Source organism: Rhodococcus sp. 27YEA15, from assembly GCF_049739425.1.
GTDB lineage: Bacteria > Actinomycetota > Actinomycetes > Mycobacteriales > Mycobacteriaceae > Rhodococcus_F.
The window spans coordinates 4,022,599-4,036,695 of sequence record NZ_JBMHHW010000001.1; the positions used below are offsets into that span (position 1 = coordinate 4,022,599).

The window sequence follows — 14,097 nt, forward strand, 5'->3', positions numbered from 1 at the left end:
AACAGAAAGGAACAAAAAAATGAAGAAGATTCTCAATTCCCTCAACGAGGACGAGTACGTGTTGATCCTCGAAACCAAGAAAGCTCAACTCCTCGAACTCGACGAAGACGAGTTGATCGCCCTGCACACCCGAATTCGTCGGGCCCGCAACAAATACACAAAAAACTATCGACGCGCCGGAGCCGGGAAAGTCGGCGCGAAGAAGGGCCGCGGCGCCGGCAAAGCAGCCAACGCGCGCAACGCCGGCAAGGCCGAAGTCTTCGAGGACGCCCTCAGCCGCGTCAGCCGCCGACTTGCCGCCGCCGCCAACCAAAGCGCTCGACAACTCAAAGAAGAACGCCTGGCCCGCGCCCGCAAGGACGCACCCTCCTTCAACGACATCGACACCGGTTCGGGGAAGGTCGGTTCCGCCGGAAAAGCCCGCGTAGACTCCACCCGTGATTCGTCCGGCAAGAAGAAGTTCGAAGCCTCCAGCATCGCGGCCGGTGCACGGCGGCAAACCAAGAAAGACAACCGCCCCTAGCGCACCACGCCGAGGGCACCGATAGATCGAGTGGAGAGAACGATGACGGCGGTCGAGGATCTGACCGAGGTTGCGTCCAGAGCCGTCGCCGCCGAGCGGGACGCTCGATCGGTGCGGTGGCACAACCGGGAAGCTGTCCGCAAAGCTGCGGCGTCCGTGCGAGATTCGCTGGACGACGAACGGTCGGCACTGCGCCGGCCGTCGTACAGCGGCTTGTCTCCGTCACCACACATGGCACGTCAACTCGAGTTGATCACGCGCCTGCAACCGCCACCGGTCGCCGACGACGGCGTCGGTGCTGCCGCCCAGGCAGAGGCCGACGCCGTCGCGGCGGTGACCACGGCGCGGATAGCTTTGCGTACCGCTCATCTGGCCGTACTCGAAGCCAGAGTCGCCGCGCTGGACGCCGGGGACTCCGATGCCGTGGCCGCTGCGATCCGTGGCTACGTCCCGTTCGACCCCGGAAATCCCGCGATCCGGAATCTGCAGGAACTCGGCGGGCGTATCCGCGAAGAGATACGGAATGTGTTCGTTGCCAAGCCTCGATCGATCGCGTTCCGACTCGGACTGAGCTTGGGAATGGGCATGGCCTACCTCGCGTTCATCCGGCTCTTCCAATGGGACGCCAAGGAAGATCGTCTGCCTTATCTTGCGCTGTATGCGCTTTCGGGCGTCGTCGGCAGTGTCGTGTGCACCAACGCACTGAGCTTCGACGCCGGTCGAGTGCGCGCCGCCTTGTCCGGAGGAACACGACTCTGGCATGTACTCGTCGCCAAGAACGCCGTGATGTTCCTGCTCGTCGGTTCGGCCGGACTTGCACTCAGTCTTGCACTTTCGTGGCACACCGGGAGCACCGCCGAGTTGGTGAAAGCCTGCGGGCAGGTATTGACCATGATCTTGTTGTGGCTGGGTGTCGCCAACGTCATGTCGGTCAGCCTGCCACTGCGGGCCGAACCGTTGACCGCGCGGCGCCACGACGGTACCTGGAAGCCGTTCCTGCTCTCCTTCGTGATCTCTTACGGCATCGGCCTGGTCGTCAATTTGATGCTCTACTGGCGGGTCTGGGCAAAGACGACGCTCCTCGAGCAGATGGGCGGACCGTGGATTCCGGTGCTGATGCTTGTGGCGAGTGCGGCGATAACCTGGCTGCTCCTGACGGTACTCGCCGTCCTACTGGCCGAGCAGCCACGATTCCGGCGCAGCCTTCAGCGCGAAATGATCGTGTATCGCCGTGCCGATCTCACCGCTACCGAGTAACCGAGTCCGAGGCACGTGACGGGGTCGACCGAATCCGGAAGTCCGCGTCGGCGATCCGGACGAGGACCCGCTGATCCTTCACCAACGGCCACCGCTCGAACAGCAACATGTCCACTGGATGCCACAGCGAAATCCAGCCGATGATAACGAGACCTTCGGTGGAGACCTGCTGAATCCATTCGGGGACGATCGACGCCAGCTCGAGACTTCCGGCAAGTACCAGACACACTGCGAGAAAGATCATTCCGAACATCAGTTCCTTGCGCCCACGACGCTTGACCCCTGCGATCTCGGATGCGAGCTCCGCGGAACGCACGCGGCAGTAGCCCTGCACCGCCACACGAACTCGCTGCTCGACGTCCTGATCCAGGGGTGAGGCAACCGAGATGTCGACAGTCAAGGGCTGCTGTCCCATTCCCCGCGCCTGGGCCATAGCCCGATCCATGCCGGAGGTGGATTCGAACTGCCCGGCCATCGGGTCGAGGTCCGGGGCGACAAAAAGTTCGTCGATGTCGTTCAGGGACAGTTCGACAAGGCCGGTGGATTCAGGTCCAGGCATGGATGGGTCTCTCTCGCAATACGTTCGAACTCCACGATCGACAGCCGCCGGCGTGGGCAATGGAACCTGTATCGTACCGCTACACCTCATCCCCTGTACGAAATACCCGACTATTTGGACATGGAGGCCGACGGATGGTACCCACACGCAGCAACGTCCCATTCGATCGACCGGACCACCAGAACGCACTCCTGAGCGGAAGACACCACCCGTTGGTGTCCAGGACGCCCCGGTCGGCGACATTCCACAACGCCCGACACCCCGCGCCACAACACTGTTCGAGCAATTCAGCGGTTCGCCGGAGTTCGCGCACCCACAGAATATCGGCTTGGCCCGGATCGAGGACTCCCCACCACTGCGAACCTGCGAATCCGAGGAAGACAGGTGAACCTGTAGCTCCACATTCGACTGCTTTCGCCAGGGTCGCCGGGTCGACACGTCCTCGAACCGATGGAGGTTGTCGGCAGTTGCGTCCCGCACTCCGTGGACGGCAGACTCTGCTCGAGTACCTGGCAGCTGCTATCTGTGCAGGTTCTGTGGTGTGCAGCCATGTCAACGACGGCGGCTTCTGGATGGCCGTCAAGTTCTTCAACATGACCGTCAAACAAGGACTACAGACGTTCACCGTGGTGACCACGATCCTCTCGCTCACCAGCTTCGCTGTGGTAGCAGTGCTGTACAGCCTGATTGCCTGAGCATCACATCGATATCAGAAGGAGATGCCGCTGTGATCGACACAGAACGGATCGACCGCCTGCACTCGACGACGATAGGCCCGGAGCACAAAAGCTTTCCAGCCCGCTCGTGGGGCATGACTGTGGACGAGTTCTTGGAAAGCTCACCGCGCCTGAGCGACCTACACACCCCCATCGCAACTCTCGACGCGAGAGCTCTCGACGCAAATCAGTCCGTGATGACCGGCTGGGTTCGTGGACTCGGTGTCGAGATCGCCCCGCACGGCAAGACGACCATGTCTCCCCAACTGTGGCGCCGCCAGCTCGACGCCGGCGCCTGGGCGGTCACTGTGGCCACGGGCTGGCAGGCACAGCTCGCCCGACAGTTCGGCGTCCGCCGCATCCTGGTGGCCAACGAAGTTGTCGACCCTATCGCGCTGTCGTGGATCCACGACGAGCTCGAGCGTGATCAGGAATTCGAAATCTACTGCTGGGCCGATAGTCCGCAGACAGTTCAGACCATGACCAGTGTCTTGGACGGCGGACGAGAGAGCCGAATCAACGTTCTGATCGACGTCGGGACCGGGGGTGGCCGCACGGGTGCGCGCGACCGTGCCACTGCCATGTCCACCGCTCGAGCAGTTGCCGCCTCACCGCACCTGAGGTTGGCGGGGGTCGCCGGATGGGAAGGTGTACTCGGGCACGACCGGACACCGGAGACCACGGATCGACTCCACCGATATGCCGACGAATTAGCGGCCGTACACCGCGAAATTCGCGGCGCAGGTCTGTACGACGGCCCTACGGTACTGACGGCCGGCGGCAGTGCGTTCCCCGATATCGTCGCCGAGCACCTCACCCCTCTGATCGACGAGAGCACGTCCGTCGTCATTCGATCGGGGTGTTACATCACTCACGACGACGGCATGTACGCCGAACTCTCGCCACTGCGTGCGAACCGCACCGATCGGCCGTTAAGATCTGCACTGCATGTCTGGGCGAGGACGTTGTCTCGACCGGAACCCGGTCTCGCAATTCTCGACGCAGGCCGACGTGACATGTCGTTCGATGCCGGACTTCCCGTTCCTCAACAACTTTCCACCGGCGAATCTGTCGGCGGTGACATCACCGCTCTCAACGACCAACACGCGTTTTACGCCGTGCCCGCCGACAACGAGTCCATCACGGTGGGCACCGTCGTCAGACTCGGTGTCTCGCATCCGTGTACGACTTTCGACAAATGGAGACTGATCCCGGTGATCGAGGGTGCGGACACACCCGATCCACGCGTCGTCGACGTAATTCACACCTTCTTCTGACGATCGGCAGCGTCGGATACGCTCGTTCGGCCTCGCCGCTCCCGTCGAGAGCGGCGAGGCCGAACGTGATGCTGACGTCGAGCAATGTCGTCGCGCAGACGATTCCCGGTTCCCGTACCGGTCACCCCGCCCAGGCCTCCGTAGCGTTTCCCGGTTGGCTCGTCTCCACTTGTCCGGGTGCTCGAGTCCGCTTGATTCCGAGAAGTCGGGAGGGTCGTGAGATTCACCGGCATTGCCCATTATATCGATATCTGTCAATATAGAAGAATGTCGAATCAAGGGTCACAAGGTGCCGACGCGTGCTGCACTCCGGTAACACGGGAACCCCTGGCCGAGAATCAGATCGCCGATCTCGCTCGAATGTTCAAGGCCCTCGGCGATCCTGTTCGCCTTCGGTTGTTGACCCTGGTGGCGAGCCATCCCGGCGCAGAAGCGTGCGTCTGCGACATCTCCGATACCTTCGACCTGTCCCAGCCGACCATCTCGCATCATCTGAAAGTGTTGCGCCAAGCCGGAATTCTCGAGTGCGCGCGACGCGGAACCTGGGTGTACTACTGGGTGGTTCCGCGAGCACTACAACAGCTCTCGGCGCTCCTACTGGTCAACAGCTCCCCCGCGCCGGCCTCCAACCGGTGCGCACAATGACCTCAGCCGCGGCTCCCCCGGTCATCGGGAGGCTGTCTACCCTCGATCGATATCTGCCGGTGTGGATCGGCGTCGCGATGGTCGCGGGCCTGCTTGTCGGCCGATGGATTCCCGGTGTCAACACTGCGATCGACTCGATCCAAGTCGACGGGATCTCACTCCCGATTGCCGTGGGCCTACTCGTCATGATGTATCCGGTGCTGGCGAAGGTGCGCTACGACCGTCTCGGTACCGTCACCGGAGATCGAAAACTTCTCCTCGGATCGCTGTTTCTCAATTGGATCGTCGGCCCCGCCGTCATGTTCGCCCTGGCCTGGTTACTGCTACCCGATCTTCCGGAGTACCGAACCGGGCTGATCATCGTGGGCTTGGCACGCTGCATCGCGATGGTGGTCATCTGGAACGACCTCGCGTGTGGTGACCGTGAGGCCGCTGCCGTTCTGGTGGCGATCAATTCGGTATTCCAGGTGGGGATGTTCGCAGTCCTCGGCTGGTTCTACCTGTCCGTGCTTCCCGGCCTGCTCGGCCTGGAACAGACCACGATCGACGCATCGCCGTGGCAGATCGCCTCGTCGGTTCTGATCTTCCTCGGCGTCCCACTGCTCGCCGGATTCCTCTCACGGCTACTGGGCGAGAAGATCAAGGGGCGCGACTGGTACGAGAACCGTTTCATACCGAAAATCAGCCCGTGGGCGCTGTACGGACTGCTGTTCACCATCGTCGTCCTGTTTTCGATGCAGGGTGCGCAGATCACGTCCAAACCTTGGGACGTCGTGCGCATTGCGCTACCCCTGCTGGTGTACTTCGCTCTCATGTGGGGCGGCGGCTACGTCGTGGGCGCGGCACTCGGATTGGGCTACGCGCGTATCACCACACTCGCGTTCACGGCGGCGGGCAACAACTTCGAGCTGGCAATCGCCGTCGCCATCGCCACCTACGGCGCGACGTCGGGTCAGGCACTCGCCGGTGTCGTCGGCCCTCTCATCGAGGTGCCGGTACTGGTCGGGCTGGTGTACGTCTCACTCGCACTGCGAAAACACTTCGGCGCCGCGAACAGGTCAGAGTTCGGATCGGTCCGTGGCTGAACGATCGGTGTTGTTCGTGTGTGTCAAGAACGGTGGCAAGTCCCAGATGGCTGCCGGGCTGATGAAACAGGCTGCCGGTGACGCGGTCGACGTGCACTCTGCCGGCACCGAACCGGGCAGTTCCGTCAATGCCCTGTCCGTCGAGGTGCTTCTCGAAGTAGGCATCGACATCCGCAAAGGATCTCCGAAACCCCTGGACCCGCAACTGGTGTCGGAAGTCGATCTGGTGATCACGCTCGGCACCGAAGCGACGGTCGAACAGGTTCCGGAGACCGCATTCGAGAACTGGGCGATCGACGAACCCTCACTGCGCGGCATCGACGGGATCGAACGAATGCGACTCGTCCGCGAAGACATCTCGGCACGAGTCACCGCGTTGGCCGCCCGCCTACGCCACGGCGTCAGCGAGTCAGACGGCCAAGACAGGCCGAGGCAACGACGATACTGATCAGTGCAGCGGCAATGAGAACCGCGAAATCGATCCAGTAGTTGGTCGGAACGCCGATCAGCAAGCCGCGCAACGCCGACACTTCGTAACTGAGCGGGTTGATCCGGCTGAGCCACTGCATCCACCCCGGCATGGCACTGACGGGATACAAAGCATTGGAGGCGAAGAACAGTGGCATCGTGATCGCCTGCCCGATCCCCATGAGTCGGTCACGTTTGAGTACGATTCCGGCGATCGCCACGGACAGGCAGGCGAAGAACGCCGCCCCCAGCACCACCACCACGAGCACACCGAGCAGCTTCACCGGGTTCCACGTCATGCTGACACCGAGCAATGCAGCGACGATCACCACGACAGCGGCTTGTGCAACGGCGCGGACGCCGGCGGCAAATGCCTTGCCAGTCACCAACGCTGCTCGTGGAGTCGGTGTGACGAGCAGTTTGGTCAGCACCCCCGCGTCGCGTTCCCAGATGATCTGGATTCCGTAGAAAATCGATACGAACATGGCCGACTGCGCGATGATTCCCGGCGCCAGGAAGTCGAGATACGGAACGCCTCCGGTCGGGATCGAACCGATCTTGCTGAACGTCGTCCCGAATATCACGAGCCACAGGATCGGCTGAATCGCGCGCGTGACCAACTCCGACCGATCGTGGCGGAGTTTCTGCAGTTCGACGAGGCAGAAGGTATAGATCCTCGACAGGAGTCGAACGACCGGATTGACTACTGGCTCATCCCATACGGTGAGCGGTACTGCGGGTGCTACGGACATCGCGAAGACCTCCTGACTTTCCTTCGGCGACATCGTCGCCGGTGTAGTGACGGAAGACGTCCTCCAGTGTGGCGTTCGGGCCGAGTTCTGCTGCCAGATCCGCCGGCCTACCTGCAGCGCACAGCTTTCCGTGATGCATCAAGGCCACTCGGTCGCACAGCACCGACGCTTCTTCCATGTAGTGCGTGGTGAGCAGTACGGTCATTCCGTACTGCTTCTGCATGTTCGCGACTCTCGTCCAGATAGATTCGCGTGCAATCGGATCGAGGCCAACTGTCGGTTCGTCGAGCACGAGGAGAGCCGGTCTGTTCACCAGCGCCTGCGCCAACTCCAGTCGACGAACCATGCCGCCGGAGAAACTCGATGCGAGTTTGCCTGCCACGTCGAGCAGATCGACCATCTCGAGCGCCTCGTCGACGCGATCCCGACGCTCCGCTCGCGGGACGTCGTACAGCCGAGCAAACCAGGTGACGTTCTCGCGGGCCGTCAGACCGCTTTCTATGGAAAGTTGTTGCGGGACATAGCCGAGAACTCGGCGTATCGCGATCGGTTTGGCGCGTAGCGATCGACCGAAGATTTCGATGTCGCCGCTCTGAACCGGAAGCAGTGTGTTCAACACTCTGATCGTCGTGGTCTTGCCCGCCCCGTTGGGGCCGAGCAGACCGAAACACTCGCCCGCGTCGATGTTCAGGTTCAACGAGTCCACTGCCGTGTGGTCACCGAAGCGGTAGGTCAGATCGGAAATGCGAACAGCCGACCCCACTGCCTTCATCGGGGCGGATGGATAATTCGAATATATAGTCACAGTTACCTTTCCGTTGTCGAGCCCTCCAGGGTGCGGAGTTCGTCGACAAGTCGAACAAGTGACGGAAGTGCCGCTTCGACGGATTGTCGATCGGCGGGCGAGAGCGCGGAATACGCGAGCGTGAGCGCGCTGCTTCGCCGAGCACGAAACGCGTCCACCCGGCGACTGGCGTCCGGGGAAAGACGCAAACGGGCCACGCGCCGATCCGCGGGATCGGCTACCCGTTCGACGACGCCCGCATCGGTCAACTGACGGACCAAGGTAGACACCGTGTTCGCGGCCAACCCCAGTTTGGCTGCCGCGTCTGCCACCGAGACGTCGGGGTGACGCCTGACCAACCGAACCAATTCCACTTGGGATCCGTTCAACGGCGAAGCCTCGAACGGGTGCCCGGACACGCGGCGACTCTGGCGTCGGATCTGACCGAGAACCTCGAACAATTCGTCGGCGACGTCGGCGGACGGTTCGATCGTGGATTCAGCCGGTGACATGCATCAAAATTACCTCTGGAACAGAGGCAGTGTCAACGATCGGACCTGATTCCGCCGAGACGGTGACAGGAGTTCGGAATGCGACTATCTTGGACGAATGTCCAGCTCAGAGTTCGGTCCGGCGCGCTCCGCCATGTCCGAAGCCGCGCGTGCACTCGCGCGCGACGGCCTCGTTCCCGGTACGGCCGGAAACATCAGCGTGCGAATCGGCGACGCCGTGGCCGTCACGGCAACAGGAGCTCGCTTCGAGTCCCTGACGGCCGATCAGATCACCGTCGTCGACCTCGACGGCAACACGATCGACGGCACGTTGGCGCCCACTTCCGAACTGGGCCTGCACCTGGCGGTGTACCGCACATTCGGCGCCGGAGCCGTCGTCCACACGCACGCAGCCACCTGTGTCGCGGTCACCTGCGTGACGGACGAACTGCCCTGCATCCACTATCAGATGCTCACGTTCGGCGGTTCGGTCCGCGTCGCCCCGTTCGCTCCCTTCGGTAGTGCCCAATTGGCCGACTCCGTGATCGACGCCCTCGAGAACAAGACCGCCGCGCTGATGGCGCACCACGGAACCGTCACCTACGGGCACGATCTCGAGGCGGCCCTGACCTCCACCCGACTACTCGAGTGGGCCGCGAAGATCTACTCGACAGCTCGCTCCATGGGTGAGGTACGCAGCCTCGACGTCGCTCAGCAGACCGCCGTGATCACAGCAGCGGTCGAACAAAAATACGGCTCCACCCGACCGGCCAGGACCTGAGGAGAACCAGATGAAAATCGTCACACTCGGAGTTCACATCCTCGACGTACTCGTTCGCGCGGTCGACGAGATTCCCCCCGGCCAAGGTTCGGTGTTGGTGGAACAGATCCGCCTCTCCCCCGCAGGTACCGCCGGTGGAACCGCACTGACCCTCGCGAAGCTGGGCGCCGAAGTACTCAGCGCCGGAGCCGTCGGAGACGATCATTCCGGACGAATGCTGATCTCCATGCTCGAGGACTACGGCATCTCGACCCAGCATCTGCTGACCAAACCGGACACCCAGACGTCCGCGTCGGTACTGCCCATCCGGCGCAACGGCGACCGACCCGCATTCCACGTCGTCGGCGCCACCGCCGCGTACACGATCGACGACGTACCGCTCGACGCCATTGCCGGCGCCACCCACCTGCACTTCGGTGCACCTGAATTCCTCGGTGGTGAAGTGGCGTCGAAGATACTCGCCCATGCCCGCGAGAACGGCGTCACCACCTCCGCCGATATTCTGGCCGAAGGAAATCCGGGCCTGCTCGAATGGATCGCGCCGGCTCTGCCGTACATCGACTTCCTGCTCCCCAACGACCAGCAGGTCACGGGATTCACCGGGACCGACTCGCTCGAAGACGGTTGCCTCGCGCTGCTCGAACGCGGAGTCGGTTGCATCGCAGCAACATCGGGCCCCAACGGCGCGTTGGTGGTCGACGGCACATCCGCCGTCCCGGTACCGGCATACGAGACGGACGTCGTCGACACCACCGGATGCGGCGACGCCTTCTCCGCCGGGTTCCTGCGTGGCCATTCGTTGGGCCTCGACCCGGTCGAATCCGCCCGCTTCGGTTGTGCCGCAGCCGCACACGTCGCGGCAGGCCTCGGCAGTGATCACGGCAATTTCGATCTCACCGCAATCGAGGCCTTCGTCGCCGCACATCCTCCGGTGGCCGAGTGACCTCGACGGACATGATCGACGTCGTCATCGTCGGCGCGGGCCTCTCCGGTCTGACGGCCGCACGAAGCCTGACCGCGCTGGGATTCTCGGTGAAAGTGTTCGAAGCCGACATCCGAGTGGGCGGCCGTACGATGAACCACGATCTCGGGGGCTGCAACACCGATCTCGGCGGTACCTTCATCGGTCCGGGCCAGGACCGAATCATCGCGCTGGCCCACGAGACCGGCGTCGGCTACCACCCCACGCACACGCGCGGTGACAGCGCGATCTCCTGGCGTGGGCAGATTCGTCGATACTCCGGCACCGTCCCGGCATTGGGGGTGTTCGAACTCGCCGACATCGGACGGTTGCAGTTCGCGATCAACCGACTCACCCGCCGTATGGTTGCGGGAAAACCGTGGCAGTCGCCCGGTGCCGCCACACTCGATTCGCACACCATCTCGAGTTGGCTCACCACACACCACGCCACCAGGGCAAGTCACGACCTGTTCTCGATAGTCGCCAAAACCACCTGGGGATGCGAAACCGACGAGATCTCCATGCTCTACGCGTTGGACTACATCCGCGGATGCGGTGGGTTCGACAGCATGCTCGACACCGAAGGCGGTGCCCAACAAGATCACTTCCCCGAAGGCTCGCACACTATTTCGTTGCGGATGGCTGCCGATCTGGGCGAACGAGTGATCCTCGACTCCCCGGTACGTCGTATCGACAGGTGTGCAGATGCCGCGGTCGTGCACACCGACCGGGAGTCGGTACAGTGCCGCTGCGTCATCGTCGCGATACCGCCGACCATGCGCTCGAAGATCGAATTCTCGCCGCCGCTACCCGAAGAGCACCGGAGCCTGATCCAGCGATGGCCGCAGGGCGTCCTGACCAAGATCTACGCCTCCTATCCGCACCCGTTCTGGCGTGAGCAGGGCCTCAACGGCCAGATCCTTTCGGACGCCGGTCCGATTTTTGCGACCTTCGACACCAGCCCGGACGTCGAGAACGGGCGGGGGGTTCTGCTCGGGTTCATCGGTGGCGACTATGCCCGCGAGTTCGACCGCCTCCCCGATGCCGAACGCCGCCTTCGGGCGCTCTCGTCGCTGTCGTCCATGTTCGGCGACGAAGCTCTCGACGCCATCGACTACGTCGATCAGCGCTGGGCCGATCAGGAGTGGATCGGCGGTGGTCCCACTGCCGTCGTCGGCCCCGGCATCCTGACTCGATACGGTTCGCGGTTGGCCGAACCGGTCGGACCCGTTCACTGGGCCGGTACCGAGACGGCCGATCAGTGGTCCGGATACATGGACGGCGCGGTGCGCGCGGGTGAGCGTGCCGTTCACGAATGTCTACCGCTGCTTCGCTCGACGCGATCGGCCGCCTCCGCAATGAAAGCGAACCTGCCATGACCTGGATCCGTACGTACAGCGTCGTCACCACCGCTGCCGCAAGTTCGGTCTACGGACGCTGGACGGACCTCGACACGTGGGCGATCGACGACGCCGATCTGCAGTGGGTGCAGGTCGAGGGCCCTGTCCGGGTGGGCGCGAGCGGAAAGGTGAAATCCGGCGGGCCCGCCCAGAAGATCACCTTCACCGAACTGGTACCCAACCGAGCCATGAACTTCGAGATCAAACTGCCGTTGGCGACTCTGTCGTTCCCGCATTCGATCGAGAAGCTCGACGAGGGTCTGCGAATCACCCACGGCGTTCGCTTCGACGGCCCGCTGGCTGGGTTGTTCGGCGCCGTCGTCGGGCGAAGCATCGGTGCCGGTCTACCGGCAGTGGTTCGAGCAGTCGTCGACCGGGCGGTTGCCGCCGAGCACGGAAACTCCTGAAACAGCGCCTTCAGGAGTTGGGCCGGCACGACACCACGACAACGGCACCGAGCATGGAGATCACCGCAGTCAGCACCGCCGCCGTGTTCCATCCGGCGATCAGTGCGGCGGCGCTCACCCCATGCGCGGGAACGGCGATCACGGACACCACGGTGACACCGAGTGCCGATCCGACGTATCGCGCGGTATTGTTTGCGCCACTTCCCATTCCGGCACTGCCGGCCGGGACGCTCGCCACTGCCTCACGGCCGAGGGCCGCGTTGATCACACCGCTTGCCAGCCCGGCGAGTAGAAGTCCCGGGATCAATCGCAGCTCCGACGAGCTTTCGGCGAGTCCGGTCAGTGCGAGCTGGCCGAGCGCCACGAACACCAACCCACCTGCCAGTTGGAATCGACCGGTCCACCGCGCAGGGAGACGACGGGCGAGAAGTGCCGCCACCACGCTGGTCGCCGACCAGGCCGTCAACAGCAGCGCAGCCGACGTGGAACTGGTCTGGTACGCGGCGGCGAGGAACCCTGCGAGGTAGGACATCAGCGCGATGATTCCGGCCCCGGTGGCGAAGGCCGCCAAGGTGGCCGAGAGGAATGCCGGAGCTCGGAACAGTCGCAAGTCCAGCATAGGCTCGTCCGAGTAGTGTTCGACCGCAACAAATCCCACCAGCGAGATCACCGATGTACCGAGAAGTACCAGCGGCGCAGGCTGCGACCATCCGCCTCTGCCGATCACCAGCGCCGCAAGCAGAGTACTGATACCGGCGACGAGCAACGTCGCCCCGAACAGATCCAGTCTGCGCCGATCGTCCGAGCGCGACTCGGCGAGACAACGACGGGCGCCCAGCACCAGAACGAACGTCAACCCCGCCAACAACCAATAGCACGCCCGCCACGACGAGACGCGATCCAATCCGACTGCCAGCAGCGGTCCGAGCATGATCCCGCCGCCGACACTTGCTCCCCAGATGCCGCTTGCGCGTGCCCTGCTCGGCCCGGCCGGAAAGGCGTGCGCGATCAAGCCCAGGCCGGCCGCGATGATCGCCGCACCGCCGACGCCTTGAACCACCCGGGCCAGAACGAATACGAGGGTATTGGGTGCTACTGCGGATGCGAGGGCGCCGGTCACGAGGATCAGCGCTCCCACCACGAAGGTGCCACGCCGACCGTAGTTGTCCGCTACAGCACCTGCCGTGAGCAGTGCCGCGCCCAGACCGATGCTCATCGAACTCAGAATCCAGATCCGACCCGACGCATCGGCGCCCAGGGACGACGCCACCGCCGCCATCGTGGACAGCGGTGCCGTGAACGCGATCAGCGCGAGAAGCGTACCGACAGCGGCGATCACCAGGGTCGCGCGCTGGGTGCGGGCGTCGGCGGGCCGAACAGGTGCGGTGAGAGTCATCGGACGTCCTTAAGTCTGTTCAACGAACCTTAGGTGGAGAATCCGGTTCGGTCAACAGACCGTCGCGTACGATTGGTCCATGGCGCTAGGACACGATTACGCACAACAAAACTGCTCACTGGCGCGAGCACTCGAACTGGTCGGCGAGCGGTGGACACTTCTGATCATTCGAGACGCTTTCTTCGGCGTCCGACGATTCAACGACTTCCAGGAGCATCTCGACATCTCCAAGGCCGTACTCACCCAGAGACTGTCCAAACTCGTCGCCAACGGACTCCTCACCCGCCAACCCGTCGGAGGTCGAGACGAGTACGTACCCACCGAGATCCTGACCGACCTGTGGCCCGCGCTGTACGCGCTGACCGCGTGGGGAGAGAAGTACGCGCCCGCGCCTCTCGGTCGGCGCAGGTTCTTCACCCACACCGAGTGCGGCGAGCGCCTGAGTGAGACCGGGTGGTGCACGCGCTGCGGCCGCATACCGCTACCCGAAGCAACGGTGATGCATCCAGGTCCCGGTACCGCTGCAACCGCAACCTCCGAGATATCGGTTGCACTTCGCGCACCCCGACGACTGCTCGAACCACTGCGATGACTG

17 protein-coding genes are annotated in these 14,097 nt (G+C 63.3%); 12 read left to right on the top strand and 5 right to left on the bottom strand.

Going from position 1 to position 14,097, the window contains the following annotated elements:
* Positions 1 to 19 precede the first annotated feature (19 nt).
* Both ABH922_RS18730 and ABH922_RS18735 read left to right on the top strand, forming a co-directional pair.
* Entirely contained in the window at positions 20 to 523 is a 504-nt protein-coding gene (locus ABH922_RS18730) for a hypothetical protein (protein WP_424808344.1), read from the top strand.
* A gap of 42 nt (positions 524 to 565) precedes the next feature.
* The gene (locus tag ABH922_RS18735) at positions 566 to 1,780 is read left to right on the top strand and encodes a hypothetical protein (RefSeq protein ID WP_424808345.1); all 1,215 of its coding nucleotides are present in this window, start codon (positions 566 to 568) and stop codon (positions 1,778 to 1,780) included.
* On the opposite strand, the gene ABH922_RS18740 is transcribed toward ABH922_RS18735, so the two are convergent.
* Complete coding sequence (locus ABH922_RS18740) at positions 1,770 to 2,339, bottom strand: hypothetical protein (protein WP_424808346.1); 570 nt, start codon at positions 2,337 to 2,339, stop codon at positions 1,770 to 1,772. The two genes, ABH922_RS18735 and ABH922_RS18740, sit on opposite strands and share 11 nt — an antisense overlap.
* 467 nt (positions 2,340 to 2,806) lie before the next feature.
* Between ABH922_RS18740 and ABH922_RS18745 the strand changes: the two genes are divergently transcribed.
* The 5 genes from ABH922_RS18745 (at position 2,807) to ABH922_RS18765 (ending at position 6,510) form a co-directional block, all read left to right on the top strand.
* Complete coding sequence (locus ABH922_RS18745) at positions 2,807 to 3,034, top strand: hypothetical protein (protein ID WP_424808347.1); 228 nt, start codon at positions 2,807 to 2,809, stop codon at positions 3,032 to 3,034.
* Positions 3,035 to 3,066: 32 nt separating this feature from the next.
* Positions 3,067 to 4,332 carry an alanine racemase gene (locus ABH922_RS18750; protein WP_424808348.1) on the top strand — a complete coding sequence of 422 codons (1,266 nt, stop codon included), beginning with the start codon at positions 3,067 to 3,069 and terminating at the stop codon, positions 4,330 to 4,332.
* Between the two features lie 267 nt (positions 4,333 to 4,599).
* On the top strand, positions 4,600 to 4,977 hold the full coding sequence (locus ABH922_RS18755; RefSeq protein ID WP_424808349.1) for an ArsR/SmtB family transcription factor: 378 nt from the start codon (positions 4,600 to 4,602) through the stop codon (positions 4,975 to 4,977).
* A complete protein-coding gene (arsB, locus tag ABH922_RS18760) occupies positions 4,974 to 6,062 on the top strand; it encodes an ACR3 family arsenite efflux transporter (RefSeq protein ID WP_424808350.1) in 1,089 nt (362 codons plus the stop codon). The genes ABH922_RS18755 and arsB overlap by 4 nt, the downstream gene beginning before the upstream one ends.
* Positions 6,055 to 6,510, top strand: a complete 456-nt coding sequence (locus ABH922_RS18765; protein WP_424808351.1) for a low molecular weight phosphatase family protein — start codon at positions 6,055 to 6,057, stop codon at positions 6,508 to 6,510. The genes arsB and ABH922_RS18765 overlap by 8 nt, the downstream gene beginning before the upstream one ends.
* On the opposite strand, the gene ABH922_RS18770 is transcribed toward ABH922_RS18765, so the two are convergent.
* Genes ABH922_RS18770 through ABH922_RS18780 form a run of 3 tightly spaced genes read right to left on the bottom strand, consistent with a single transcriptional unit; the run spans position 6,464 to position 8,578 of the window.
* Positions 6,464 to 7,282 carry an ABC transporter permease gene (locus tag ABH922_RS18770; protein ID WP_424808352.1) on the bottom strand — a complete coding sequence of 273 codons (819 nt, stop codon included), beginning with the start codon at positions 7,280 to 7,282 and terminating at the stop codon, positions 6,464 to 6,466. The genes ABH922_RS18765 and ABH922_RS18770 overlap by 47 nt on opposite strands.
* Positions 7,242 to 8,054 (bottom strand): ABC transporter ATP-binding protein, encoded by an 813-nt coding sequence (locus ABH922_RS18775; RefSeq protein WP_424808353.1) that lies wholly within the window; start codon positions 8,052 to 8,054, stop codon positions 7,242 to 7,244. The genes ABH922_RS18770 and ABH922_RS18775 overlap by 41 nt, the downstream gene beginning before the upstream one ends.
* 35 nt (positions 8,055 to 8,089) lie before the next feature.
* Entirely contained in the window at positions 8,090 to 8,578 is a 489-nt protein-coding gene (locus ABH922_RS18780) for a MarR family winged helix-turn-helix transcriptional regulator (RefSeq protein ID WP_424808354.1), read from the bottom strand.
* Between the two features lie 97 nt (positions 8,579 to 8,675).
* Here ABH922_RS18780 and ABH922_RS18785 point away from each other — a divergent pair, with 97 nt between their 5' ends.
* Genes ABH922_RS18785 through ABH922_RS18800 form a run of 4 tightly spaced genes read left to right on the top strand, consistent with a single transcriptional unit; the run spans position 8,676 to position 12,106 of the window.
* Positions 8,676 to 9,338, top strand: a complete 663-nt coding sequence (locus tag ABH922_RS18785) for a class II aldolase/adducin family protein (protein WP_424808355.1) — start codon at positions 8,676 to 8,678, stop codon at positions 9,336 to 9,338.
* A 10-nt stretch (positions 9,339 to 9,348) separates the two neighbouring features.
* Positions 9,349 to 10,281, top strand: coding sequence for a carbohydrate kinase family protein (locus tag ABH922_RS18790; protein ID WP_424808356.1), 933 nt, complete (start codon positions 9,349 to 9,351; stop codon positions 10,279 to 10,281).
* Between the two features lie 11 nt (positions 10,282 to 10,292).
* On the top strand, positions 10,293 to 11,678 hold the full coding sequence (locus ABH922_RS18795) for a flavin monoamine oxidase family protein (RefSeq protein WP_424809719.1): 1,386 nt from the start codon (positions 10,293 to 10,295) through the stop codon (positions 11,676 to 11,678).
* Positions 11,675 to 12,106 carry a hypothetical protein gene (locus tag ABH922_RS18800; RefSeq protein WP_424808357.1) on the top strand — a complete coding sequence of 144 codons (432 nt, stop codon included), beginning with the start codon at positions 11,675 to 11,677 and terminating at the stop codon, positions 12,104 to 12,106. Before ABH922_RS18795 ends, ABH922_RS18800 begins: the two co-directional genes overlap by 4 nt.
* A gap of 10 nt (positions 12,107 to 12,116) precedes the next feature.
* Here ABH922_RS18800 and ABH922_RS18805 read toward each other — a convergent pair whose 3' ends face one another.
* Complete coding sequence (locus tag ABH922_RS18805; RefSeq protein WP_424808358.1) at positions 12,117 to 13,502, bottom strand: MFS transporter; 1,386 nt, start codon at positions 13,500 to 13,502, stop codon at positions 12,117 to 12,119.
* 79 nt (positions 13,503 to 13,581) lie between these two features.
* Here ABH922_RS18805 and ABH922_RS18810 point away from each other — a divergent pair, with 79 nt between their 5' ends.
* Positions 13,582 to 14,094 (top strand): winged helix-turn-helix transcriptional regulator, encoded by a 513-nt coding sequence (locus ABH922_RS18810; protein WP_424808359.1) that lies wholly within the window; start codon positions 13,582 to 13,584, stop codon positions 14,092 to 14,094.
* Positions 14,095 to 14,097 lie beyond the last annotated feature (3 nt).

Excerpts from the sequence above, each read along its gene's own strand:
- ABH922_RS18800 (WP_424808357.1), top strand. The coding sequence starts at position 11,675 with ATGACCTGGATCCGTACGTACAGCGTCGTCACCACCGCTGCCGCAAGT.
- ABH922_RS18755 (WP_424808349.1), top strand. The coding sequence starts at position 4,600 with ATGTCGAATCAAGGGTCACAAGGTGCCGACGCGTGCTGCACTCCGGTA.
- ABH922_RS18810 (WP_424808359.1), top strand. The coding sequence starts at position 13,582 with ATGGCGCTAGGACACGATTACGCACAACAAAACTGCTCACTGGCGCGA.
- ABH922_RS18780 (WP_424808354.1), bottom strand. The coding sequence starts at position 8,578 with ATGTCACCGGCTGAATCCACGATCGAACCGTCCGCCGACGTCGCCGAC.
- ABH922_RS18775 (WP_424808353.1), bottom strand. The coding sequence starts at position 8,054 with ATGAAGGCAGTGGGGTCGGCTGTTCGCATTTCCGATCTGACCTACCGC.
- ABH922_RS18730 (WP_424808344.1), top strand. The coding sequence starts at position 20 with ATGAAGAAGATTCTCAATTCCCTCAACGAGGACGAGTACGTGTTGATC.
- ABH922_RS18790 (WP_424808356.1), top strand. The coding sequence starts at position 9,349 with ATGAAAATCGTCACACTCGGAGTTCACATCCTCGACGTACTCGTTCGC.
- ABH922_RS18735 (WP_424808345.1), top strand. The coding sequence starts at position 566 with ATGACGGCGGTCGAGGATCTGACCGAGGTTGCGTCCAGAGCCGTCGCC.
- ABH922_RS18795 (WP_424809719.1), top strand. The coding sequence starts at position 10,293 with ATGATCGACGTCGTCATCGTCGGCGCGGGCCTCTCCGGTCTGACGGCC.
- arsB (WP_424808350.1), top strand. The coding sequence starts at position 4,974 with ATGACCTCAGCCGCGGCTCCCCCGGTCATCGGGAGGCTGTCTACCCTC.
- ABH922_RS18740 (WP_424808346.1), bottom strand. The coding sequence starts at position 2,339 with ATGCCTGGACCTGAATCCACCGGCCTTGTCGAACTGTCCCTGAACGAC.
- ABH922_RS18785 (WP_424808355.1), top strand. The coding sequence starts at position 8,676 with ATGTCCAGCTCAGAGTTCGGTCCGGCGCGCTCCGCCATGTCCGAAGCC.
- ABH922_RS18770 (WP_424808352.1), bottom strand. The coding sequence starts at position 7,282 with ATGTCCGTAGCACCCGCAGTACCGCTCACCGTATGGGATGAGCCAGTA.
- ABH922_RS18805 (WP_424808358.1), bottom strand. The coding sequence starts at position 13,502 with ATGACTCTCACCGCACCTGTTCGGCCCGCCGACGCCCGCACCCAGCGC.